Consider the following 23,157-nt stretch of genomic DNA (forward strand, 5'->3'; position numbering starts at 1 on the left):
GCGGGAGTCTGACAGCGCCGCACCACCCCGAATACCCCACAACAGGGGACATGTCCGGTTCCGGCGGTGTCTGCTGTCCGTCATGGCAGTCCGTCCACCTGCGGCAAGGAGCAGAGGCATGACCCGGGCACGCCCCGCGCACGCCCCTGCCGGGCTTTGGCTGAACCCCGGGACCTGGCCGGTGCGCCGACTCCGTATCCGGGCCCGTGTCCGGCCCGGAGTGACTCCCGGGCCGGGAAGGCGGGTTGCCGATTCCTACCGCGGTTCAGAGACCGCGGTCGTGAGGTCAGACCTCGCGGAGCCTGAAGCTCTGGTTGGAGTTGCCGCTGCAGCCGTACTGGATGATGCCCGCGCCAGCGGCGTCGTCGGCGTTCTCGACATCGAAGCACCGGAGGTCGATGGTGTGGATCGTGGACAGGCCCTCGCCGGCCGGGAAGGTGAGGAACGTCTGGCTGAACCTGGGCTGCGTTCCGCAGGGGTACTGGATGATCCGTGTCCCGTTGCCTCGCTTCGCGGCCTCCAGGTCGAGACACAGGTTGTCGGCGGTACGGAACTCCACCCCGCCCGCCACGGTGTTCACCCAGAACCGCTGCGTGCGCGATGCGGGGTCGCAGTCGGCCTGGACAAGCGGCGCACCACTGTCCGGGGTCCGCACATCGAGGCATTTGGCGGCGAAGGTCTCGACCGTGACCTGGGTGCCCGGCGGATCGTCCTGTACCGCGGACTCCGGTGCGGCCTGGGCACCCGCACCCGTGACGACCCCCAGGGCGGCGGCCATGACGGCCAGAGCGGTCAGCGCCTTGTGACGTGTACGCATGACGACACCTCAGTTTCTCTGCATCGCGGGACGGGGCGGCCGTGGAAATGCCTGGTCCACGGCCACGCTGATTGCTTGCCAGCCATGAACCCGGGAAACAGGCGCGACCGCCAATCCCACCTTTCGGATGACGCTCCCTGGACCGAGCACACGTCCCACCCGAACCGGCAACCCGGTGATCCGACAGCTGAGGCGCGGTCCCCGAGGGGCGTCGCCAGGCTGACGGACGTAGACGTTCCAGCGTGACGGACAAGGCGACTGACGGCTCACAGATGTCGGCCGCGGCTCAGCGGCGTGCCTTCAGTCCCTCGATGAGCAGGTCCAGTCCGAACTCGAAGAGCCGGGTGAAGTCCGTGCTGGTGAGCGCGGGCAGGGTGGGCTTGAGATGCGGGTACGCCCCGGCTTCCACCGCGTCGGCGAGGGCGCCCGGATCCGCCGGGCCGCCGTCCGCCGGGTGGAGGGCGGCCTGCTCTTCCAGGGTGTGTCCCACGGTCAGGTTGGCCACGGTGTAGAGCGCGCGCCGCATCGTCGTCGGAGAAGCCCGCTTCACGCAGGACGCCCACGATCGTGTCGGGGAGGCCCAGGATGTTCGCCCCGGTCGAGTGCGTACAGGCGAACACCCGCGCCCCGTCACGTCGTGCGAGCAGGGCCGCGCGCATCGCACGGGCGAGGACGGCAAGTCGCTCGCTCCAGTCGCCGCCGCGCGCCTCGGCGGTGGCATCCGCGACGCCCTCCGTCATCTGCTCGGCCATCGCCGTCAGCAGGTCCTGCTTTGCCTGGAGCTGATGGACCAGCGCGGGCTGCTCGACCGCTTCCTGCCGCTCGGCCGGACCGTGCCCGGCTGGCACTTCGCCCAGCTCCCCACCCCCTGGACTTCTCCGTCCCCTGGACTCCCGGCACGGCCACACGCTCTTCCTCCCCCAGGCACGCACCGAGGCGCTGCTCGCGGAGCGGGCCCACGAGGTGGGTGTGGGGATCCTGCGCGGGCACGAGGTCGCCGGTCTGCGCCAGGACGACGACGGCGTCGAGGCGCAGGTGCGGGGCCCCGCAGGTGTCGCAACCGCGCGCGCCCGGTACGCGTCGGCTGTGACGGTGGGCGCAGCGCCGTGCGGGAGGCCGCGGGAATCGGCTTCCCGGGAGCGCAGCCCGGTCGGCCGGGCGGTCACCGAGAACACGGAGGTGCAGACACTGCTCGCGGAACTGACGCTGGTCCGGCAGTACCAGCGTCCCGCCGCGGCGCTGCGCAAGCTCTTCCACGAACTTCTGCGCGTGGAGGAGGTCAACCGCAGGCTCGCCGCCGAGGTCTCCGCGCTCGGCATCGCCTATCCGCCGACGGCAGCCGGGGCCGACCGTCTGGTGGGGCGGCGGATGCCCGACATCGGGCTCACCGCCACCGCGTCTGAGGCGGCACGGGTCTACGAGCTGCTGGTGCAGGGACGGTTCGTCCATCTCGATCTCGTGGGCGACGCCGAGGTCGGAGCATGTGGCGCAGGCTGGGCAGCACGCGTCACCGCCGTCCGCGTCGTGAGGCGGGACGAGCACACGGACCTGGAGGGAGTGAATGATCACCCAAGGGCTGTCCGGCACCTGTTGGTTTCAGCGGGCGGTGGTGTGGAGGTCCAGGATGTACCAGTCGAGGCGGGTGGCGTCCGTGCCGGGCATCGGTTTGGAGGGGGTGAACCCTGCCCGCTGCGCGACCGCGGCAGATGCGGGATTCTCCGGCTCCACCTGGATCACCGCCTCCGCCCCGCCCTCACCCGCCGCGTACCGGCACGCCAGCAGGACCGCGCGGGTGGCCAGGCCACGCCCCCGCCAGGACGGATAGAGGCCGTAGGCGACATTCACCTGGCCGGGTGCCAGACCTTCCCCCGCGAACCGCAGGTCGACCGTGCCCACGAGTACCTCACCGGCACCCACCCGGATACCGAACGCGCGCAGCGGCCCGCCGGTGTCCCACTGCTCACGGCAGTACCGGACATACGCCTCGACGCCCGCCCGTGTGCCCGGACCGCCGTTGAGCCAACGAACGAGCAGCTCGTCCTCCCCGGCAAGGTGCGCCTCGACATCGTCCAGGCGCAGCGGAGACAGAGTGATGGTCCCGTCGGACAGCTTCACCTCACGCATCCGGTGATTCTCGACCCCAGAACCGTTCCGCACCACCGGATTCCGCATCACCGCGAACGCGCCCGGATCGAACCCCGGACTGCAAAGAGGAGCACAAAGATCATTCACGGAACAGCCCTCAGTAGGACTCCGTCAGGCGGTGACGATGCCGCGTTCGTAGTCGTCGACGGCCTCGCGCACGGCGTTGACGAGGCCGTTCCAGAAGTAGCTCTCGTCGCGGGTGCCCACACCTGCGGTGCTTCTGCGGGCGGCGGCGCTGGTGATGTCTCCGAACATCGCCGTGCGCAGACCCCGGGAGATTTCCAGTTGAGCGCCGAATCCCGTGCGGGTGCGGTTGACGATGTTGTCCGGGTCGTCGCCGTCCAGCCGGTGGCCAGGGCTCGCGATGACGATCTCCACAGCCCGGGCGGGATCGCTTCCACCGGCGGCGTAGTGCCTGGCGAGGGCGGCCCTCAGGTTCTTCTTGAGCTGTAGCGGTTTGTCGGGTCTGCCGGGGACGGGGTGGTTCAGGTCGGGGTTGTCGGGGTCTTCGGCGGCACCCCCGATGATGATCTTCTTGGCCGCGTCGCCGTCGTCGAAGCCGTGCACGGACACGGCGTACATGCTGCTGCCGCAGATGTGGAGGGCGGCCGGGTCATCGCAGAGGGTGGAGGTGACATGGAGGTTCTTGGAGTCCTCCAGCCCTTCGAACATCCAGTAGTCGCGCTGCGGAACTCCCGGCAGCGGGGCCGGAGGGGTGGTTCCCGACCCGGTGAGCGTGTAGCCGGCTATCGCGAGGCACAGTTCGCTGGTGCCGTCCTCGATACCACCGCCGTGCGGCGCGATGATCGCCGTACTGCGGATGGGCTCACTGGTGGCACTCGCATTGTCGATGAGCTCGAACGGCACCCGACGGAAACGCCGTGCCCAGTGCTTGCCCTCCGTGTGGAGCTTCCTGTTGAACAAGTCGGTGTACGAGGCGTAGGACGGCTGCGGCACGGCAGTGGGCGCCGCGGGTGCCGCCATGGCGGTATGGCCCCGTCCCGCCACGTCGTTCAACAGGGGCAGGCCGGCAACAGCCGCCACGGAGGTCAGGACAGCACGACGGCTGGTGGGTCTCATACGAAGATCATCAATGAACGCCCATCGTTTGCCAAGGGTTGCGCGCGTCCCCTCCAGGTCGCCGCGGTGAGCCACTGGGTCACCGGGCGCCCGCTCCGCCATAATGGGACAGTGCGGGTAGCAGTGATGACAGCGGGCTCCCGGGGTGACGTAGCCCCCTTCACCGGGCTCGGGCACGGGCTGACGCGGGCCGGTCATGACGTCACCCTCGTGACCCACGAACGCTTCGCGCCCCTCGCTTCCGAGGCCGGGCTCGGATTCCACTCCCTGCCCCTCGACCCCCGAGCCGAACTCGCCTCCGCCGCCGGTCAGGGGCTGCATCGCACCCGAAACGAAATCGGCCGGCTGAACCGGCTGTTCGCGCTGCTGCATGACCGCGTCGGTGTGCTCGCCGACGACCTGGTGCGTGCCGCCGAGACCAGTGACGTCCTCCTGCTGGCCCCGGCGGTCGCCCCGCTCGGGCACGCCATCGCGGCCGGCCTGGGGGTACCGGCAGTGGAGGTGCACCTTCAACCCCTCTCCCCCACCCGGGTGTTCGCCCCGCCGATGCTGTCCGCCGGCTCCTTCGGCCCGGTCGGCAACCGCCTCGCCGCGCACCTGGTGCACATCGGGCTCGATCGCCTCTTCGCCGCCACCGCCCGCACCGTACGGGCCAGGCTCGGGGCCCCGCCTGTCGGGATGCACGCCGCCCGTCGCGCCCGCGAGCGGGCCGGGTCACCCGTGCACCACGGCTTCAGCCCACTCGTGGTGCCCCGCCCCCGCGACTGGCGGCCCGCTCTCACCGTCGACGGCTACTGGTGGCCCCACGACCCGCCGGACGCCCGCCTCCCCGACGAGGTCGTCGCCTTCCTCGCCGCTGGGCCGCCACCCGTCTACGTCGGACTCGGCAGTGCCACCGTGCCCGATCCGGCACGGTTCAGCGCGACGGTGGTGCGGGCCCTGCGCTCTGCGGGGTTGCGCGGCGTGGTCCAACGCGGCTGGAGTGGCCTGGACACCGCCGGGCGACCGGACGGCGACGACATGCTGACTGTCGGCGAACTGCCGCATGCGCTGCTCTTCCCGAGGATGGCGGCGATCGTCCACCACGGGGGTGCCGGAACCACGGCGGCGGCCCTGCGTTCGGGCGTGCCCTCGGTGCCGGTGCCCGTGCAGTTCGACGCGGCGTTCTGGGCGGCACGACAGTGCGCTCTCGGCGTGGCGCCCACCGTCGTGCCGCTGCGGAATCTCACCGCCGGGCGCCTGGCTGCGGCCCTCGTCCGCGCCACCGCCGAAGGCTCCCCGTACCGCGTGGCGGCCCGGAGCGTCGCCGAGCGGCTGGCCACCGAGGACGGGGTGCGGCCCGTCGCCCGCACCCTGGAGGGACTTGCCGGACGGAACTGACCGGGCAGGTGGGGACGTCCGCACCAACCGGCTTGACCTCAAGTTTGGTTGGGGTCTCAGGATGGTTCCTAGGGCGCGATCCGGCGCCGTCCAACGGAGGGGAACGTCATGCCCGCGACCGAGAGCGCACAGGACAGGGTCGTCATCTACGAGGAGGAGGGTGGCGATCCGTCCCTGGACCTCCTGACGGTCACCAATGAGCACGGGCGGACACGGGTCCGTGCCGTGGGCGACCCAGCGCAGGCCGTCGACCTTGCCGTCCGACTCGTGGCGGAGGGAGCCGACTTCATCGAGTTGTGCGGCAGCTTCGGCGCGGTGTGGCACGCACGGGTGGCCCGCGCGGTGGGGGCCCGGGCCCGGGTCGGCGCGATCTACTACGGCTTCGAGTCGCTGACCACGATCGCCGCCTACAAGGAGCGTTTCGGTGCGGGCGAGACGCTGACCGACGTCTTCCTCGTCGTTCACCAGGGCGCTGACCCCGAGCGCCACCGGGTGCGTCACGAGAAGCCCAGTGGCGGTCCGGTCACGATCGTCGCGGTGCCTGACGCGAAGGCGGCCGTCGAGGTCGTCGCCGAACTCCGCTCCGGGCTCGCCCTCATCGAGGTCTACGGAGCGCCAGGGCCGGAGGTCGCCGAGGCCGTGATCGAGGAAGTGGGGGCCCAGGTGCCGGTCGGTCTGGCCGCCTACGGTCGGCGCTGACCGGTTGGTCTGGCCTCCTACAGTCGGCGCTGACCGGTCGATCTGGCCGCCTACGATCGGCGCTGACCGGTCGGTCCAGCTGAGGCGGTCGGGCGCGGGGCAGCCCCGCAGCGCTCAACGCTTCGGGAGGCAGCCTGGGTCCTGGCGTCTCCGGTCATGTCGTGCGTCGACATCGGTTCCGAGGGGGTGTCGTTCGATTCAGGTAGGGCCGCGCGGCGTCGGCAGGCTGACGGGTGGTGGATCGAGTACCCATCCACGCGATGTGGACGGGTGAATTCCAGTCGGATGAACCGGCGGTCTTGTCCTGCCGAGCCAGCCATGCCGTGCCGTTCGGAGTGAGCACCCCTCGGCGATGCCCTACGGCTGGCCCTGCGGCGCTTCCGCCCGGTCCTCGGCCGGGCCAAAGGTGCGTATGAGGACGGGAAAAGTCCTGGTCGGCACAGGGAAGCACTGAAGCTGTCGGCCACATCGGATCGGCCGGTGAGCCGTCCCCGTCCCACTCACCCCGGCGGTGGCCGTTGGCCCCGCACGGCTCAAGGCTGCCCCGGCCGGGGGCGCTTGTGAGGGTTGGCGGGAAATCGTCTCGCCCGGCCCTGCCGTGCCACTACCCCCTTGACCTCCCACCCCCCTCCCGTATGGTCTAGACCAAGTCGCAGCCGGGAAGGCTTGGTGCCTGAACTGGTGACAGTGCGCGACGGTGTGCTGTCTGCTCCCGCCCGTGACGTGAGGTGTGCACCAGGTACGAGAGCGGTATCCCCCCACCAAGGAGAACGCATGAAGAGCAAAAGGACACTCGCTGTAGTCCTGGGCGCGTGCGTCGCCCCCCTCCTGACGGTCGGCTTGTCCGCCGGCACGGCGCAAGCCCACGGCTACATCTCCTCGCCGCCCAGCCGACAGGCACAGTGTGCCGCCGGCACTGTCTCCTGCGGTGCGATCAAGTACGAACCGCAGAGCGTCGAGGGTCCCAAGGGGCTGCGCAGTTGCAGTGGCGGCAACGCGTCCTTCTCCGAACTGGACAATGACTCCAAGGGCTGGACCGTCACCCCCGTCAGCCGCAGCACCAGCTTCAACTGGCGTCTGACGGCCCGGCACGCCACCAGCACCTGGCAGTACTACGTCGGCGGAACAAAGATCGCCGAGTTCAACGACGGCGGCGCGCAGCCCGGAGCGACTGTCAGCCACCAGGTGAACTTCGGCGGGATCTCGGGCAAGCAGAAGGTCCTGGCGGTGTGGAACATCGCCGACACCGCCAATGCCTTCTACGCCTGCATCGACGTCAACATCCGCTAGTCACTGCGAAGGCGGATCCAAACGGGAGGTCCCGATCGCGTGCGCCGGTGAGCTGGGGTGCTGTCGCCCCGGACTCACCGGCGCACGCGACCCGTGTCGTCTGTCCCTCCCCTTCACCTCCTACACAGAGCGGGAGAGCGCCTATGAGGAGCCAGAGCACCATGCCGGTCCTGACGTCGGTGGGTGATCCCGAGCCCGTGCCCCGCAGACTTCGCGGGCCCCGTTTGCGGCGGGGTGGTACGGCGACCGACAACCGAGGGGGCATCCAGTGGTGGGCAGCGCGCATCACCGCGTGCACCCCGTTGTTGCTGAGGGTGGCGGTGGGTGTCGTCTTCCTCGGTTTCGGGGCTCTGAAGCTGTTTCCATCGGTGAGTCCGGCGGAGCGGACGGCTGTTGAGGCGGCCTCGATACTGACTCTGGACCTTGTGCCTCGGGCGGTTCTCCTGCCTGGGCTGGCCGTGTTCGAGGTGGCCATCGGGTTCAGTCTGATCACCGGATGGATGCTGCGAGCCGCGCTGGTCGCCTTCTTCCTCCACATGGGCGGGGTCTTCTCGACACTGGTGCTACTGCCCGACACCATGTGGCAGCCCGGCTCGCTCATTCCGACCATGGAGGGGCAGTATGTCGTGAAGAACGTGATTCTGATCGTCGCGTGCCTCATCGTCGCCGCCGACGCGTGGAGCCGCGGTGATCGCGGGATGCCCTACCAATCGCGGTGGTCGGAGCAGGGGTAACGGCAGCACATGCGCGGCCGGAGTCCGGCTGAGGTCAACGGCAACGGGGCCGGTCACCGCTTCTGGGTAGCTCGATGGTGGCCGTGGCGAAGCCTTCCGCCGCGGAGTGCTGGGCGCGGGCCACCAGCCGGGGGTACCTCGTGCGCAGCCCGAGCGGAGGGTGGCCCAGCAGGACCAGCGGCGCCGGTGTGGACAGGATCGAAAATCCGGCAACCGACCGCTGACGTTGAGGCTGTGGCGAGTTTCAGTAATACCAGGGCTCATCGGGGGGGGACCCGCTCGCGATACGGGTTGTCCTTGCGAAATCCATTGGTGCCCGGCTTGCTCCTCTGGTGGACTGACGTCCCGCCGTGAGTCTGCGGGGTGACGGAGGTAATGGCTGTGACGGAATACGACGTCCTTGCCGAGGTGTACGAATGGCTCATCTCGGATGCAAGGTTGCCTCCTGCCGAGTTCGCTGCGTCGTTCGATGACGTCCTCAGTCTCCTGCCGTCCAACGCTCGCGTCCTCGACTGTTCGTGCGGAACCGGACAGTTGGCGGTTGGCCTCGCCGGTCGAGGCATTCAGGTTGTCGCAACCGACGCCAGCGAAGCGATGGTTCGCCGGACCGCAGAGCTGTCTGAGGAGTTCGGGGCCTCCCTCCGTGCCGTGCGGGCGAACTGGGAAGAGTTGCCCGGTCATTTCGAGGACGCCACGTTCGACATGGTGTTCTGCGTCGGCAACTCGCTTCACCATGCCGCGGGCGCGACGGGCAGGGGTGCTGCTCTGGAGTCGATGTCACGGCTTCTGCGCCCTGGCGGGCGCTTGGTGCTCACATCCCGCACTTGGGAACTCGTGAGGGCCAGAGGTTCCCGGCTGGACATCAGGGACCGACTCGTCCGACGAAACGGTCGCGATGCCGTCGTAATCTACCGCTGGGAGATTGCGCCGCATTGGGAGGATGAGCACCACATCGAGATTGCGATCGCCCAAGTTGATGCGACGGGGCTGGTTCTTGTCCGCTCGGAACTGCTGTCCTGCTGGCCCTACCGGTACGAGGAACTCGAAGTCGAGCTGCACCGGGTCGGACTCCGGACGGAAATGAGCACGTTCGATCCTGAGGCCGAGAACTACATGGTGGTCGCGAGCAAGGTATAGACACCGGGCACTCAGTCCTTGGCAGGACCGCGCGGTTGCTCGAAGGACGCCTTCGCCCTCTCATCGGTGCGGGTTCAGGCGGTCGACGTACTGGTGCGGCGTGCGGGTGGAGGATGATGTGTGGATGACTCATCTGGTTCCCCCCGCCATCCCGGCGTCGGTGTTCGACGGGGAGCGGGTGCCCGGGCTCGTCGGCGGCCCTGTGACGGGCCGTTTCGCGGTGGGTGGTGCCGACGTCGTCATGGGATCGGCCGGAACCGTGATCATCGCGGAGGCGTGGGACGTACCCGACCGGAGCGGGGTGTGGAGCGCCGGGGAGGTTCGTTTGATCGGTCCGGCGCCCGATCCCGTCCGGGAACGGCTGGTGGGGCAGCCCGGGGGCCGGACGGGAAGCCCGTTGCCGATTCACCTCGCGGTCCGGTCCGGGGAAGGGATCCTGTACCTCGGCACCGCGCGGGTGGGGAGAGCCTGTCTGACCGGTGAGGTGCTGACAGACTGCGCTTTGCGCCTCGACTCGCCGCTACGAGCCGATGTCCTCGACCGGGTCCGTCCGCCGCTTCCGTCGGCGGACCTTCCCGGACTGGAGTGGCTCGGAGAGGTCGAGGGGGACCGTGCGGCGGCGCTGGAGCGGTTCGTCATCGGGTGGTATCCCGCCGACGGCCCGGTCACGGCTGGATCGCCGTCCGCGCCGACGGGCGCGCTGCCCGCCGGGCTGAGGCAGTTCTACCGGCTCGCGGAAGCACGTCCCCAGGTACTGGGTGTCCAGAACGGGATCCTGCCCGGGCCGGACCTGCGCACCACTCGGCTCGGGAAGATGCTCGTCTTCGGCACCGAGAACCAGGGGGGCTTCGACTGGTGTCTCCGGTGGCCGCCCGATGGGTCCGAGGCCGATCCGGCTGTCTGGTTCCTCGAACCCGACGAGGAACCAGTGACGGAACAGGAACCCCTCAGCGGCTTCCTGATCCAGTTCTCGCTTTTCGAAGCGGCTGTCGGAGCCAAGTACACAGCCATGTCCGGGAACCTCCCGGCGGCGCAGGTCGAGCAGCTCGTCCGGCCGCTGCATCCCGTGCCGCTGCGTGCGTTCTGGCCCTGGGCCCCCACCCGCTTCCATGTGGCACCCGGCCTCGTCCTGCACGTCAGCGCCGGGTACAGCGGAGCCTACGATGTCTGGGCCGGGGCCACTCACCGAAGCGCGCTGGCCCCGCTGGCCGACCACCCCATCGACTGGACCCGCTTCGACGGCTGACCGTCGGCAGCACGTACGCACCGGCCCGCACACCATCGCTCTGCTGTGTCCTCACGGGCGGCAACCGCATGCCCCTCACGTCTGAGGCACCGTCCTGCCTGTCCTCGGGCCGCTGAGAAGCCGCAGGCATGAGGTGAACCGGAGCCAGGCTCTGGACGTTGTGACGGTGTGAGGTATCGGCCGAGCTTGACAGGTGAACGATGCACCTTCACATCACGTGGTACGCCATCTGACATGCGATCACAGAACAGAAGGAGCGGTCATGCAGAATCCGGACTACTCTCCCCCGCTGTACTCGTCCGATCCGGAGGGCAGTGAGGGTTCTTTCGATCAGGATGTCCCGCTGGAGGAATTCAGGGAACACTATGAGCGATTCAACCGCACTGTCAGCCACGATCCCCCTCCGGCTGTCGGCTTCGGATCCAGCACCTATGGACCCCACCCGAGCGATGTCGTCGTAGCCCGGACCGGTGGGGCCGCCGGACGGTCAGCCGTGTCCCGGATGGACTCCGAGCCGCTTTTCCGATTTGACGGACGCACTCCGGATCAGATCAGAGCGGCCGGTGGGTTTCGACCGTCAAGCGACAGGTTGCCCGTGAGCTTGCAGTCGTACCAGAACACCACCCAGCACTCCGCGTTCGTCAGCTTCACCCGCGACCCGATCCCTTCGGGCGAAATGCTTGATCGGACAGACTCGCTCTCGCGTGAGTATGACCCGGATCGGAGTCCCGACGCTCCTATCCATCGCTTCAACATGTCAGCGCCCGGCGGTTACGACGTGACCGCCTCCCTCGGCACGCAGTCCTATCCGGACCAGGCAGAGGTCGTCTTCTACAAAGGTGTTCGAGACCAATACATCGACAGCACCACGCCGTTCGGGTTCGACCCCCAAGGGGAACCGGTGCAAACGGGACCGACGGTCCCTTACACACCCTCCTCGACGCAGGAGCAGCCCGGCTATTCGCAGAGTCATGTGGCATCGGCCGCCAACCTTGGGGGCCCTTCGATGGAACCCACCGCTCCAAGGGAGAACCGCACCTCCCGGGAATCAGGATCAGGCGCATACCTCCCCCATCACGGTGCGCGTAGCCATGGCGGGCAGAACCGGGGGCGGGGGTAGCGAACCTGCCTGGTGGCGGGGAGCACCGCGCATGGCAGGTGGTCGTGGGGGGGCGCTCGTAGCCACACCTGACTGAAGCGCCGTGGGCTGCCGCCCACCTGGCCTCCGGTCGGCGGCAGATCGCCAATTTCCAACGGCCGCCGAGGACCTCCATGGCGAACTCGATCGCGGCGATGATCATGGCTTCGACCGTGGCGATCATCAGGGTCGTGTTCACCGACGACCGTGAGCGGGCCTTCGCGATCGGCGTGTGGACCTCCGCACCGCGTCGGAGCGACGATCGGGCCGCTGCTCGGTGGGCTGGTCTCCGAGCGGTGGGGCTGGGGCGCCGTCTTCCTGGTGAATGTTCCCGTCGTTGTCATCATCCTGATCGTCGGAGCACATGTCATTCCCGAGTCGAAGAATCCCGACCCCCGACGCTGGGACCTCGGCTGCTTCGGCAGCTACGTAGCCCTGCTGTTCTTCCTCACCCAGTGGTTGCAGCAGGTCGGCGGAGACTCCGCGCTGCGTGCGGGTCTCTCCCTGATGCCACCGCGGCACCGCTGCTCTTCGCCCTCGCGTACGGCATCATCGCCGCCACCGGCGACACCGATCACTACGACCGGCTCCTCCCGGCGCTGCTCGCCGCCGGATACGGCGCGGGGATCGTCATGACCCCGGGCGCCGACGCCGTCATGAGCGCGGCCCGCCCCGAACGCTCCGGAGAGGCGGCGGCCATCCAGGAGACCTCCTTCGAACTCGGCGCGGGCCTCGGCGTCGCCGTCCTCGGGACCGTCATGGCCTTCGTCCACCGCACCACGATGCCGTCGGTCGCCGGCCTCGGACCCGATGAACAGGTCACCGCCGGTGAGTCGTTCGCCGCCGCCGAGGATCTCGGATCCCGGCTGCCGCCGACGATCGCGGACGGTGTGACGGACGCGGCCCGGCAGGCTTACGGCCACGGCTTTGCCGTCGTTGCGGTGATCGCGACGATCGTCCTGGTGGTCACCGCGGTCCTCGCAGCCGTACTGCTCCGCGCTGTTAAGGGCCATCGGGTCTGGGCGGGCAACGCTGCTGCTGCGTGACTCCGAGGGTCTGGTCCGCGAAGGGGCCGATGAGTTGGGCGGTGCGCCAACAGGGTCAGCCCCTGTGTCCGCGTGAAGGCGGCGGGCATCCCTGGGCGCCCGGGCCACCGCCATGGCCCCCTCCCTCACCCCGCTACCGGTGGTGTGCCGCACCCGCTACCGTCTCGGCCGCGCGGACGGCCAGGTCTTCCCATGGGCGCGGAGCGATGACCGGGACGCCGATCGCCCTCGCCTGCGCGGCGAGCCATCGGCCATACAGGACGCTGACGCGTGCGCGGTGATGCTGGGGTCCCGCGTCCGGCTCGCGGCGCAGGTAGTTGGCCACCACCTGTGCCTCGTCGTCCTCATGGAGGAAGACGGCACGGACCGGGCCTTCGGGCGTCGCCAGGGCGGGCAGGACGTAGTCCCCTTCCAGGATCACCGGGGTGTCGGTGTCCACATGGTTGGCCACCACCGCCTCGACCGCCGGAGCGAGCGCCTCGGCGATCGCGATCTGCCGCTCGACCACCGACGCGGGCGCCTGACGGGCGGCCTCCGGGTGAGTGCGCCAGAAGTGGACCTCCGGCAGGTGCTCGGGCAGGGTCACCGCGAGGAGCGCCTCCACGATGTCGTCGACCTCCACGACGGGGACGTCGTACCGTCGCGCCAGTGCCCGGGCGACACCCGTCTTCCCCATCCCTGACGCGCCCCCGACGACGAGCACACGCCAGTCGGGAGTACCTTGCACCTCATCCGTACCGTTCACGCGGGCAGAGTAACGGGTCCCGCGCAGGTCGCACGGCCGGGGCAGGACGGCACGTGGTGAGGCCGGTCGACGCCTCCCCTCCGTGACGTCCGTGGCCCTGTATCACCTCCCTGACTCCCCCGACCCGGCCCGTGCCACGCCCTCCCGCAGCCTGCTCCACACGGCGAGGAGCACACACGCGGCGAGACAGCCCGACGCGGTGACCAGCAGTGCCGTGTCGGCGGCTGCTTCCGCGCCCACGCCGCGGTTCGGGTCGGTGACGGCCCCGGCCAGTCCGACGCCGAGGCCGGCGGCGACGGTGATGACCGTCTTGGTGACTCCTGACGCCTCTCCGGCCCGCTCCGGCCGGATCACGGCCTGGGTGGCGATGAGGGTCAGTGAGTTGGCCACTCCGAGGACCGCGCCGCCCACGGTGGCCACGGCCACGTACCAGGTGAGGGAGGAGGTTCCGGCGAGGCAGGCGAGCACCAGCGCGCCCGCGCCCAGGCAGCCTGCCATCAGGCGTACCGCGGCCCGTGGCGGCACCCGGCCCGCCAGTGGTCCGGCGAGCGCCATGGCCAGTGCGGGGGCGAGGAACGCGGTGCCCGCGAGGACGACCGAGAGGTCCCACTGCCCCTGGAGCGTCAGGGGTACCACGAACAGGAACATCACGGTGGTGGTGTTGGCCGCGGCACCGGCCAGGGTGAGTGCCATGTAGGGCCCGTTGCGGAACAGGCTCAGTTCCACCAGCGGATGGGTCGCGGTCCGCTCACGCCGTACGAACAGGAGCAGCAGGGCCGCCGCGGCGGCCACGCCCGCCAGCGCGGCGGGCCAGGGCCAGCGCGGTCCGCGGTCGATGACGACGCAGAGCGCGGCGAGCGCGGCGGTGCCACCGGCCAAGCCGCTCCAGTCGACGCTGCGGGGCGCGCTGGTGTCGTAGCTCTCGGCGGTACGTGAGGCGCAGACCGCGCCGACCACGGCGAGCGGGACGTTGAGCCAGAACACGGCACGCCAGGACACCGACTCGGTCAGGGCAGCGCCGATGAACGGGCCGCAGGCGGTGGCGATCCCGCCGATGCCGAGGGCCCAGCCGGTGGCACGTCCGCGTAGTTCGGCCGGGTAGACGTTGGTGAGCAGGGAGAGCCCCACCGGCATGATCATCGCGGCCCCGGCGCCCTGGGCCACCCGGCCGCCGACGAGGACGGGCAGGGTCGGGGCGAGGGCACAGGCCAGCGAGGAGGCGCCGAACACGGCGAGTCCCGCGACCAGGAGCCGCCGTCGGCCGAACAGGTCGCCGAGCCGTCCCGCCCCCAGCATCAGTGTGCCGGTGGACAGCAGGTACGCGCTGATCACCCACTGGAGACCGTCTCCGCCCGCGTGTAGGTCGCGGCCGATCTGCGGCAGGGCGAGGTTGAGACCGAACGAGTCGAGCTGGATGCAGAACACGCCCACGGACATGGCGACGAGTGCCCAGCGCCGGGTGGCGAAGGACGGCGTCGTCGCGTCGCCGGCACCGTCTCTCAAGGTCGCGCCCTTGCTCACGATGGCCCACTTCTCCTCATGGTCGGCCCCTCCGGGGGGGGTGGTTCTTGCTGCCGTCGCATGGCCGTGCGGCGGCAGGGGACGCTGGTGAGGCGGGGGGGAGGTCGCAGCTGACGTGCGCTCTTCGGCACGGAGCGCCGCTGCGGGAGAGGGAGAGGGCGAAGAAGTGGGGCCGGGATGAAGGGGCTGCCCACGGGAAGTCCGATGTGTCACGTCGACGGGACCGATGCATGGGTCACTTACGCAGGTCCGTGCTCTGACGGACGGTCGGGACGAGATCACCGTAACCGACCCTCGGGCGCTTGCCAACCCGTCCCTGAGCGGACCCGGAGTTCGGCAGAATTCGGTAGATGTGATGAATCAGCGCCGAACTGCCGCTATATGACTTTCTGCCAGGCGGGAGGAAAGTAATCGGCCATCTCCGCCCCCGCAGCGGACTGTGACTTTCCGGTCACCTCGGGGTGCTCCTCGCTCCCGAACGCGCGGAGTCGCTCTGCTGACCTTCGCGCCACGAAAACCCCAGTTGAGCGCCGCGCCCCGGCCGTCCGGCGGGATCGAGTGCACTCTCACCACCGCCCCACCGATCACACCTGGCACGCCCAGGCGGTCACCGTCCGTACCGCCCGGTCGGGTTCATGCCGTCGCGTCGACCAAGTACCTGGTCAGTGACCGTAAATCGGTCGAGAAACTCGACCGCTCGGCGGGGCGGCCTGATCGCCACCCTGGGCCTTGGCTTTGGGTTCGACCTCCTGTTAGTAATTTCATGCGGCAGACGAATTCCATTCCTGCACCACTCCCCCCATGGATCAGGCGGATGTGATGTCGTTAGATGCGCAGCGGACCGCTTCTCCGGTACGCCGGATAGCCCCCACCCGCAGGACGCGCTACAAGGCGGAGATCGCCTCGGTTTCCCCGGATTCGAGCAGGGACACCTTCGAGCAGTACGAAACATGTTTTCTGGGTGTCAGCCTGGAGAACAGCAACTTCACCATCCCCAAACTCACGAGCATGGTCAAGTGGATCTCCCGAAGGTTCGGGCGATGCACCGTTCTCATCGGCGACAGCATTCACCGGCTCACTCTGGAGTCGGCTCAGGGGCTTCCTCCCGACCGTGCCGGTCAACAGGCTCTGGAGCTTGGCCGGCGCTTCGTGGAGGCCACGGAGAAGGTCTTCGAAGAGTACCGCGAGAGCACCGAGTTCACCGTCCTGACCTGCGGTGAAGTACAGGCCGGCGAGAGGTACGCCGAGTTCCACAGCAAGTTGCGGGCGTTCTTCGACGAGGATGACGCGTTCCGTTCCTCGGTCGAGTCGTTCGGTCACGCCTATCACCGGAAGCGGGCCGACGGCATCAGTGAGGCCGAATGGGAAAAACGCATCCGGATGTCCAGCGACTACTTTCTCGAAGAGTTCGCCGTCTTCGCCTGCCTCAAAGAACAAGGGCTGCCGGTCATGGTGTATCCGGGATCGTTCAGCACCCTGTCCGAGATAGCCAAGGGCGAGCATCCGGGAGCCCCGGAAGAGCTGCGTGACCTCGTCGTGGTCTCCCTCCATCTGAAAGGCCGGTGAGCATGGCAGCCGAAGCTCATGACCTGATCCCTGAAATACGCCGGGGAAAGATATACCGGGACGTCTACGAGAAACGCTCGCCCGACCGACCCGCGCTCGGAGAGGCATTCCTCGAAAGGGCCCGTGCGGTGGACGGGGTGCTGGACTTCGGTGGTTCCGGGGCGCGCAGCCGGGCATTCCGGGACGGCGTGTTCCTCCTGGAGATCCCGGCCGAGATCGATGTGTCGGCGGGCGACGCGTTCGCGTGTCAGTTCTACGAGGGTCCGGTGGCGGCGCCGTACGGCCGGTTCCGCGACCTCGGCAGCGACCACTTCGGGGATCCGCTGCTCGGCTTCCACCAGCGGATCAACCAGATCGAGCAGTTCCTCCTCGAACGCCGGTTCTGGGCCGGCGTCTATCCGCCGGAGATCACCGACCTGGGTGAGTCGCTCACCCGGTTGTCGCGGCAGGTTCTGCGTTCCGTGCTCTCCGCCGTGGGCATACCGGAGCGCGACTGGCGGCGGGCGACCGGCGGGTGCTCACAGTGCGCCGGCTCGTACCATCTGACGTTCAATCATTACCGGCCCGCGCATGAGGACATCGGGCTCAGCTCTCACAAGGACGACGGGTTCCTCACCATTCTGCGGACGACCGCCCCGGGCCTCGAAGTCAGCCGCGAGGACCACTGGGAGACCGTCCCGGCCGAGCCGGACTGCTTCATCGTCAACTTCGGCCTGTCCATGGAGATCCTGACCGCGGGCAGCCGTATGCCCGTGGCCGCCATCATGCACCGGGTCGCCCGCCAGCAGGACGACCGCTCCAGCTTCGGGCACTTCAGCTCCAGCGGCTGCCTGCCCGGGGAGGACGAGGGCATCTACCGCTACGTACACAGCGGTGGCCTTGAGCGCGTCTGCGGCTCGCGTGAACTCATCGACGAGAACGACTACGAGATCTACGCCGGCACGGACGCGCCGGACCGACCGCACACACCGGACTCCTCGGGCTCACCGCACTCCTCCGGCGCACCGGAATCCCCGGGGGCACCGGACTCGCCGCACGCTCCGGACTCGCCGGGCGGGTCGGGCACCCCCACCGCCCCGGGCCGCGCCGAGGGGCGCCCCATCGCGAAGGACGTCCGCCGATGACCGTAGACACGATGACCCTCCAGCGTGCCGCCGGGTCGGGGACCGGCCTGCGCTTCGACGCCGCCGACGGCCTGTCCCGGGCCCTGCGGGACGGGTGCTTCCTGCTCGCCCTGCCCGCCGGGTTCGATCCGGGGCCGGGCATCACCCTGTGCCGCGAGTTCCACCGGGCACCCGAGGACGGCCCCGCGGCCACCCGGGCGTACCGCGGTTTCAAGGAGGTGCCGGGCGTCTACTTCGACCGGGAGCACTTCCAGACCGAGCACGTGCTCATCGACGGCCCCGGCCGGACCCGGCACTTCCCACCGGAACTGCACGCCATGGCCGAGCGGATGAGTGCGCTGACGCTGCTGGTGCTGCGTGCGGCGATGACCGAGCTGGGTATCGCGCCCGAGCTGTGGAGCGAGGTCACCGGTGGTGCCGTCGACGGCCTCGGCACCCACTGGTTCGCGGCGAACCACTACCGGTCGGAGCGGGCCCAGCTGGGCTGCGCCCCGCACAAGGACACCGGATTCGTGACCGTGCTCTACAACGAGGAGCCCGGCCTGGAGGCGTCCGTCGACGGCGTCTGGGTGCCCGTCGACCCGGTGCCCGGCCACTTCGTGGTGAACTTCGGCGGCGCGTTCGAACTGCTCACCGCCGCCCTGGACCGCCCGGTGCGGGCCCTTCTGCACCAGGTGCGGCAGTGCGCCCCGGTCCCGGGCGCCGCGGACCGCTTCTCCTTCGCGGCCTTCGCCAATCCCCCCGCCACAGGTGACCTCCACCAGGTGCGCGAGGACGGCTCGGCCGCACCGGTGCGCAGCTCCGAGGACTTCCTCCGTGAGTTCAACGAGCGGACCTGGTCCGACCGGCACGCCGACTTCGGTATCGCCGAGGCCGTCGACGCGGGCGGAGGCGGTACGACATGAGCCTCTCGGCGGACCGCCGCGGCGCCCCGCGCCAGGGCGGGACCATCGCCCTGCCGCAGTCACCCGGCCCACCCTTCCCCGGGGTCGTCGCCCACCACGACGGGCCCAGCCGGTTGCACGGCCACGCCCCGGCGTTCCACGAGGCGACCGTGGTGCGCGGGGAGCCCGCCTCGCACTACTTCCGTGCCTCCGGCATCAGCGCCCGCGCCGAGGAGAACGGCGGTCTGTGCACCTTCTGGATGGGCCGGAAGCTCGCCGTCTACCAGATCACCAACGCGCCGCTCATCGGTGACGACGCCCTCGCGCCCTCCACCGACGCCAACCGCGAGCTGTTCGGCGACTTCATGGGCTCCTTGCCCCACGACCACCCGGACCGCCCGGGGAAGCGGGCCGTGGTCGAACGCTCCCTCGGCAGCGCCAAGTTCGTCGAGCGCCTGGAACCCGCCGTCCGGCGGTACACGGCCGACCACCTCCGCGGCGCTGCCGGTCGGACCGTCCCGCTGGACGACTTCACACTGTCCCTGACGGCGTACGTGGACAGCATGATCCCCGGCGTCCTCGATCTCACCCAACGACCGCTGCCCGCGTACCTGGACTCCGCCGAGTACGGCCGTGTGGTGCGCGGCTTCTTCGACCTCGCCTCCGACGTCATCAGCAACGACAACCCGGCGGCGATGCGCGAGTTCGACGTCATCGTGCCGTTCGTGCGCGACCTGCTGACGGACAACTTCGACGCCCTGGCCGACGCGCCCGGGTCCAACCTGATCCGGCGCCACTTCGACCTGTGGGAACTGCCCTTCACCCGGCGGTCCGTGGCCGCGCTCGACGCGGCGCGGGTCAAGGAGCTGGGCACGGTGATCGTCGCCACGTACGACACGACGGCGCTCAGCCTGATGTGGGCGATCGGCTATGTGGAGGCCGCGCCCCGGGTCAAGGACGCCGTCGTGGCGGAGGCCCGGCGCGGCACGGGGGCGGCGGCGGCCGGGGCGGGTTGCCCGTACGCGGATCCGCTTCCGCGCGCGGGCGCCGCACCGTCCGTGATCGACCTCGCGGTCCTGGAGGCCGTACGCCTCGGCGGCAGCAATCCCAGCGCCCTGTGGCGCCGTACGACCGAGCCGTTCGCCCTGCGCCACCGGGGCGTCTCGGTGACCGTGCCGGCGGGGACCATGATGTGGCTGGACCGGCGGCAGGCCAACCGCGACCCCGCCGTCTTCCCCGAGCCGCGGCGCTTCACCCCGGCCAACATCGAGGCCATCGTCCGCTCCGACCGGGAGACGGTCTCCTCGTTGCTCTCCCGCGGCCGTTACGAGATCAACTCGTTCAGCATGGTCAACGCCGACCGCAACCCCCGCAAGTGTCCCGGCCGGATCTTCTCCGTGCGGATGCAGTCCGTGGTCCTCACGGAGCTGTACGGCCGCTACGCGGTCAGCACGCGGGACACCGATCTCCGGCTGAAGCACCACGCGTCCATGCCACGCCCGGCACGACCGGGAAGCATCACGATCCGGCCCGAGCCAGGCACGCTGCCCCAGTCAGCCACACCACCCAAGCCAGGCGCGCCACCGAAGCCAGGCGCGCCACCCGAGTCAGCCACACCACCCGAGCCAGGCGCGCTGCCCGGTCCCGGCACACCACACGATCCCGCGACCCCGAGGGAGCCCACCCCATGACCACCGCCGACTCCCCCACCGTAAGGGCCCCGGTCCGGCTGCCGCCGATGCCCGGCGAGCGGCAGGCCCGGGCCACCTATCCGCCGGTGGACCTCGAACGCTCCTGGTTCGACGGGGACGAGTTGCTCTTCGAACGCGAGGGAGGCTTCGACCGCGCCCTGGCCCAGGGCTTCTTCCTGCTGCGCATCCCCGACGGTCTCGACACCGGCCCCGGGGACCGGTTCGCCGCGCACTTCCACGAGGAGCCGGCCGGCGACGACCTGGACACCTACCGGGGCTACCGCCACACCGACGTCCCCGGCACCTACCAGGGCTACTTCGACCGCGAGCACGACCAGTGGGAGAACTTCTACATCGAGCGGGCGAACTGGGCGCTGCTGCCGCCCGAGGTCACCGGGCTCGGCCATCGGATGACCGGCCTCGGCGTCGCCGTCCTGCGCGCGGTGCTGCGGCACGTGGAGGTGCCGCGGAACCTGTGGAGCGAGGTGTCCGGCGGCCTGTGCGACAACGGTGGCCACCAGATGCTCGCCTTCAACCACTTCCGTTCGCGGAAGGAGACCCGCGGCTGCAAGTTCCACCGGGACTCCGGGTGGGTGACCGTGCTCCGCTCCTTCGAGCCGGGCCTCCTCGCGCTCATCGACGGCGAGCTGGGCGCCATCAACCCCGAGCCGGGCCACTTCATCGTGAACTTCGGCAGCTCGCTCGAAGTCCTCACCTCCGGCCTGCCACGGCCCGTGCGGGCGAACGTGCACGGTGTGGTCTCCACCGAGCGCCCGGCGGGCCGGGCCGACCGCATCTCGTACGTGACGTTCCTGGACTCCGCCCTCGACGGCACCGTCTACCGGCTCGACAACGGCACGGCACACCCCGTGCAGTCGGTCGCGGACTTCGCCGCCCAGGAGGTGAGCCGGACCTATGACAACGACGGCGCGCTGTAGCGCGGGCGACCCGGACGCCCCGGGCACGGCACCGCTGGAATCCGATCAGGACGGGAGTGGCACCATGACGGACACGGCACAGGCGCGGCGGGAGGAGCGGGAGGAGGCACACCTCGTCCTGCCCGCGGCCGAGGTCGACGCGGGCACCCTGCGGTTCGCCACCGCGGACGACACCGAACGGGCGCTCTCCATCGGCGCGTTCAACGTGGCCGTCCCCGAGGATCTCGACGTGCGCGCCGGACTCGGCTTCTGCCGCACCTTCTACCAGCCGGGGACCGGTGATCCGGCCGACCGCCACCGGGGCCACCGCGACCACGGCCACCCCGCCTCCAAGCTGGGCTACGAGGACCGGCCCGACCAGGTCGAACAGCTCCAACTGGAGAGCTTCCTGTGGCAGGAGTACTTGCCGGACGAGGTCACCGCGGTGCTGCGCCGCATGCGGCGGCTGACCCTGGACATCCTCTACGGTGTGTTCGACGCGGCCGGAGTGCCCGAGGGCGACCGGGACGTCATCACCGGTGGCGCCCCGCAGGACACCGGCCTGTGCTACACGACGGTCAACCACTACCGCGCGGGTCTGAGTGACCGCGCCGGGATCGTCGAGCACTCCGACAGCGGGTTCATCACCACGATCTGCACCGACCAGCCCGGCTACGAGATCCTCCACGAAGGCCGCTGGCTGCCGGTGCGCGAGCGCCCCGGCCACTTCACCGTCAACCTCGGCGACGCCTTCCGGGTGCTGACCAGGAAACTTCCCGGGCCGGTGACCGCCGTCTACCACCGGGTGCCGGAACTGCGCCCGGACGCGGGCATCCCGGACCGCTCCTCGTTCACGGTCTACATGGGACCCCGCTACGACATGCCGCTCTACCAGTACGACACCGCGGGAAGACTGCAGGAGTACCAGAGCTTCCGCGACTTCTCGGTGGAGAAGGCGGGCAGGCTCGGCTACGACTTCCACTCCCGCGTATGAGCACGGCCGCGGGACACCCGCGTCCCCTCGCGCTACAGGGCTGGCAGTTGGCCGAACTGCGCGCCGGTGAGCTGCACTTCACCGTCGAGGACGGACTCCAGCGCGCGCTGAAGGACGGCTTCTTCTACGTGCGGCAGCCCGCCGGCACGGACCTGTCGGCGGGGGACCGCTTCGCCCGCTCCTTCTACCTCCCGGCCGAGGACCCGGCGATCCCCGCCGTGGAGCACCCGGACCCGTACCGGGGCTTCCGCCGCTGGACGGCCGAGCAGCTCGGCCGCCACCAGGGCTACTTCTGCCGCGACGCCGACCAGACCGAACAGTTCTTCCTGGAGAGCGCCTGGTGGGACCAGGTCTATCCGGCCTCGCTCGCCCGGCAGGCCGAGCGCATGCGTGACTTCGCGCTCGACGTGCAGCGCGCGGTGCTCGCCCGTCTCGACCTGCCACGTGAACTCTGGGACCGGGCCACCGGACACAGCATGACCGCGCACGGCACCCACACCCTGACCTTCAACCACTTCCGTCCGGAGGTGGCCGCGCGCGGCCTGAACATCCACAAGGACTCCGGCTGGGTGACGGTTCTGCGCTCCACCGAGCGCGGACTGGAGGTGGACCGGGACGGCGAGTGGCAGCCCATCGACCCGGTCCCCGGCACCTTCATCGTGAACTTCGGCTGCGCGATGGAGATCCTGACCCGGCGGACCGCCACACCGGTGGCCGCGGTGGCCCACCGTGTGGTGCGCCAGCCACCGAGCGGCGGGGCCAAGCCCGACCGCTTCTCGTACGCCCTCTTCGTCGACAGCAGTCTCGACGACAGGGTCTGCCCTGGGCTGTTCGCCTACGAGCCGGGCGGCGGCGGCCTTCACCTCCGGTCGGAGTTCGGGACCTTCCTCAGCGACATCCTCGACAACACCTACCGGGAGGACACGAGCGGTCTGTACTGAGACCGCGCCACAGCCGGGCAGCCGGGCAGCCGGGCAGCCGGGCAGGATGTGGGATGCGGGAT

Annotated in this window: 20 protein-coding genes and 3 pseudogenes; 16 read left to right on the forward strand and 7 right to left on the reverse strand. The window is 69.8% G+C overall.

What is annotated here, in order from left to right; all coding sequences use genetic code 11:
- Positions 1–286 precede the first annotated feature (286 nt).
- Both ACIQNG_RS26620 and ACIQNG_RS26625 read right to left on the reverse strand, forming a co-directional pair.
- On the reverse strand, positions 287–817 hold the full coding sequence (locus tag ACIQNG_RS26620; RefSeq protein ID WP_401435731.1) for an RICIN domain-containing protein: 531 nt from the start codon (positions 815–817) through the stop codon (positions 287–289).
- Positions 818–1,103: 286 nt separating this feature from the next.
- A pseudogene (locus ACIQNG_RS26625) lies at positions 1,104–1,569 on the reverse strand (TetR/AcrR family transcriptional regulator C-terminal domain-containing protein).
- A gap of 24 nt (positions 1,570–1,593) precedes the next feature.
- On the opposite strand from ACIQNG_RS26625, the pseudogene ACIQNG_RS26630 reads away from it, so the two are divergent.
- Positions 1,594–2,383: pseudogene (locus ACIQNG_RS26630) on the forward strand (FAD-dependent monooxygenase); the annotation flags it as partial.
- 30 nt (positions 2,384–2,413) lie between these two features.
- Here the strand turns inward: ACIQNG_RS26630 and ACIQNG_RS26635 are convergent.
- The gene (locus tag ACIQNG_RS26635; protein WP_401488440.1) at positions 2,414–2,941 is read right to left on the reverse strand and encodes a GNAT family N-acetyltransferase; all 528 of its coding nucleotides are present in this window, start codon (positions 2,939–2,941) and stop codon (positions 2,414–2,416) included.
- Positions 2,942–3,073: 132 nt separating this feature from the next.
- Positions 3,074–4,042 (reverse strand): poly-gamma-glutamate hydrolase family protein, encoded by a 969-nt coding sequence (locus tag ACIQNG_RS26640; RefSeq protein ID WP_401488442.1) that lies wholly within the window; start codon positions 4,040–4,042, stop codon positions 3,074–3,076.
- 111 nt (positions 4,043–4,153) lie between these two features.
- Between ACIQNG_RS26640 and ACIQNG_RS26645 the strand changes: the two genes are divergently transcribed.
- From ACIQNG_RS26645 to ACIQNG_RS26660, 4 genes are all read left to right on the forward strand, one after another.
- Positions 4,154–5,422: a glycosyltransferase gene (locus ACIQNG_RS26645; protein WP_401488444.1), complete on the forward strand. Its 1,269-nt coding sequence runs from the start codon at positions 4,154–4,156 to the stop codon at positions 5,420–5,422.
- Between the two features lie 108 nt (positions 5,423–5,530).
- Entirely contained in the window at positions 5,531–6,121 is a 591-nt protein-coding gene (locus ACIQNG_RS26650) for a DUF6506 family protein (protein WP_401488446.1), read from the forward strand.
- Positions 6,122–6,895: 774 nt separating this feature from the next.
- Positions 6,896–7,411, forward strand: coding sequence for a lytic polysaccharide monooxygenase auxiliary activity family 9 protein (locus ACIQNG_RS26655; RefSeq protein ID WP_401435722.1), 516 nt, complete (start codon positions 6,896–6,898; stop codon positions 7,409–7,411).
- A 161-nt stretch (positions 7,412–7,572) separates the two neighbouring features.
- The gene (locus ACIQNG_RS26660; protein ID WP_401488448.1) at positions 7,573–8,145 is read left to right on the forward strand and encodes a DoxX family membrane protein; all 573 of its coding nucleotides are present in this window, start codon (positions 7,573–7,575) and stop codon (positions 8,143–8,145) included.
- A gap of 43 nt (positions 8,146–8,188) precedes the next feature.
- Here ACIQNG_RS26660 and ACIQNG_RS26665 read toward each other — a convergent pair.
- Positions 8,189–8,338: pseudogene (locus ACIQNG_RS26665) on the reverse strand (alpha/beta hydrolase); the annotation flags it as partial.
- A gap of 188 nt (positions 8,339–8,526) precedes the next feature.
- Here ACIQNG_RS26665 and ACIQNG_RS26670 point away from each other — a divergent pair.
- The 4 genes from ACIQNG_RS26670 to ACIQNG_RS26685 all read left to right on the forward strand — a co-directional run bounded on the left by ACIQNG_RS26670 (position 8,527) and on the right by ACIQNG_RS26685 (position 12,712).
- Entirely contained in the window at positions 8,527–9,282 is a 756-nt protein-coding gene (locus ACIQNG_RS26670) for a class I SAM-dependent methyltransferase (RefSeq protein WP_401488450.1), read from the forward strand.
- A 124-nt stretch (positions 9,283–9,406) separates the two neighbouring features.
- The gene (locus ACIQNG_RS26675; protein WP_401488452.1) at positions 9,407–10,528 is read left to right on the forward strand and encodes a hypothetical protein; all 1,122 of its coding nucleotides are present in this window, start codon (positions 9,407–9,409) and stop codon (positions 10,526–10,528) included.
- Between the two features lie 502 nt (positions 10,529–11,030).
- Positions 11,031–11,648 (forward strand): hypothetical protein, encoded by a 618-nt coding sequence (locus tag ACIQNG_RS26680; RefSeq protein WP_401488552.1) that lies wholly within the window; start codon positions 11,031–11,033, stop codon positions 11,646–11,648.
- Between the two features lie 473 nt (positions 11,649–12,121).
- Positions 12,122–12,712, forward strand: a complete 591-nt coding sequence (locus ACIQNG_RS26685) for a hypothetical protein (protein WP_401488453.1) — start codon at positions 12,122–12,124, stop codon at positions 12,710–12,712.
- Positions 12,713–12,845: 133 nt separating this feature from the next.
- On the opposite strand, the gene ACIQNG_RS26690 is transcribed toward ACIQNG_RS26685, so the two are convergent.
- Both ACIQNG_RS26690 and ACIQNG_RS26695 read right to left on the reverse strand, forming a co-directional pair.
- Entirely contained in the window at positions 12,846–13,457 is a 612-nt protein-coding gene (locus ACIQNG_RS26690) for a hypothetical protein (protein WP_401488455.1), read from the reverse strand.
- 102 nt (positions 13,458–13,559) lie between these two features.
- Complete coding sequence (locus tag ACIQNG_RS26695; protein WP_401488457.1) at positions 13,560–14,978, reverse strand: MFS transporter; 1,419 nt, start codon at positions 14,976–14,978, stop codon at positions 13,560–13,562.
- Between the two features lie 801 nt (positions 14,979–15,779).
- Between ACIQNG_RS26695 and ACIQNG_RS26700 the strand changes: the two genes are divergently transcribed.
- From ACIQNG_RS26700 to ACIQNG_RS26730, 7 genes are all read left to right on the forward strand, one after another.
- Positions 15,780–16,544, forward strand: coding sequence for a tRNA-dependent cyclodipeptide synthase (locus tag ACIQNG_RS26700; RefSeq protein WP_401488459.1), 765 nt, complete (start codon positions 15,780–15,782; stop codon positions 16,542–16,544).
- Positions 16,545–16,546: 2 nt separating this feature from the next.
- Complete coding sequence (locus tag ACIQNG_RS26705) at positions 16,547–17,668, forward strand: 2OG-Fe(II) oxygenase family protein (protein WP_401488461.1); 1,122 nt, start codon at positions 16,547–16,549, stop codon at positions 17,666–17,668.
- Entirely contained in the window at positions 17,665–18,573 is a 909-nt protein-coding gene (locus ACIQNG_RS26710; protein WP_401488463.1) for a 2OG-Fe(II) oxygenase family protein, read from the forward strand. Before ACIQNG_RS26705 ends, ACIQNG_RS26710 begins: the two co-directional genes overlap by 4 nt.
- Positions 18,570–20,243, forward strand: a complete 1,674-nt coding sequence (locus ACIQNG_RS26715; protein WP_401488465.1) for a cytochrome P450 — start codon at positions 18,570–18,572, stop codon at positions 20,241–20,243. The genes ACIQNG_RS26710 and ACIQNG_RS26715 overlap by 4 nt, the downstream gene beginning before the upstream one ends.
- Entirely contained in the window at positions 20,240–21,181 is a 942-nt protein-coding gene (locus ACIQNG_RS26720; protein WP_401488467.1) for a 2OG-Fe(II) oxygenase family protein, read from the forward strand. Before ACIQNG_RS26715 ends, ACIQNG_RS26720 begins: the two co-directional genes overlap by 4 nt.
- 64 nt (positions 21,182–21,245) lie before the next feature.
- Complete coding sequence (locus ACIQNG_RS26725) at positions 21,246–22,154, forward strand: 2OG-Fe(II) oxygenase family protein (RefSeq protein ID WP_401488468.1); 909 nt, start codon at positions 21,246–21,248, stop codon at positions 22,152–22,154.
- Complete coding sequence (locus ACIQNG_RS26730; RefSeq protein WP_401488469.1) at positions 22,151–23,095, forward strand: 2OG-Fe(II) oxygenase family protein; 945 nt, start codon at positions 22,151–22,153, stop codon at positions 23,093–23,095. The genes ACIQNG_RS26725 and ACIQNG_RS26730 overlap by 4 nt, the downstream gene beginning before the upstream one ends.
- Positions 23,096–23,157: the final 62 nt, after the last annotated feature.

This window comes from Streptomyces sp. NPDC091377, from assembly GCF_044757045.1.
Taxonomy (GTDB): Bacteria; Actinomycetota; Actinomycetes; order Streptomycetales; family Streptomycetaceae; genus Streptomyces.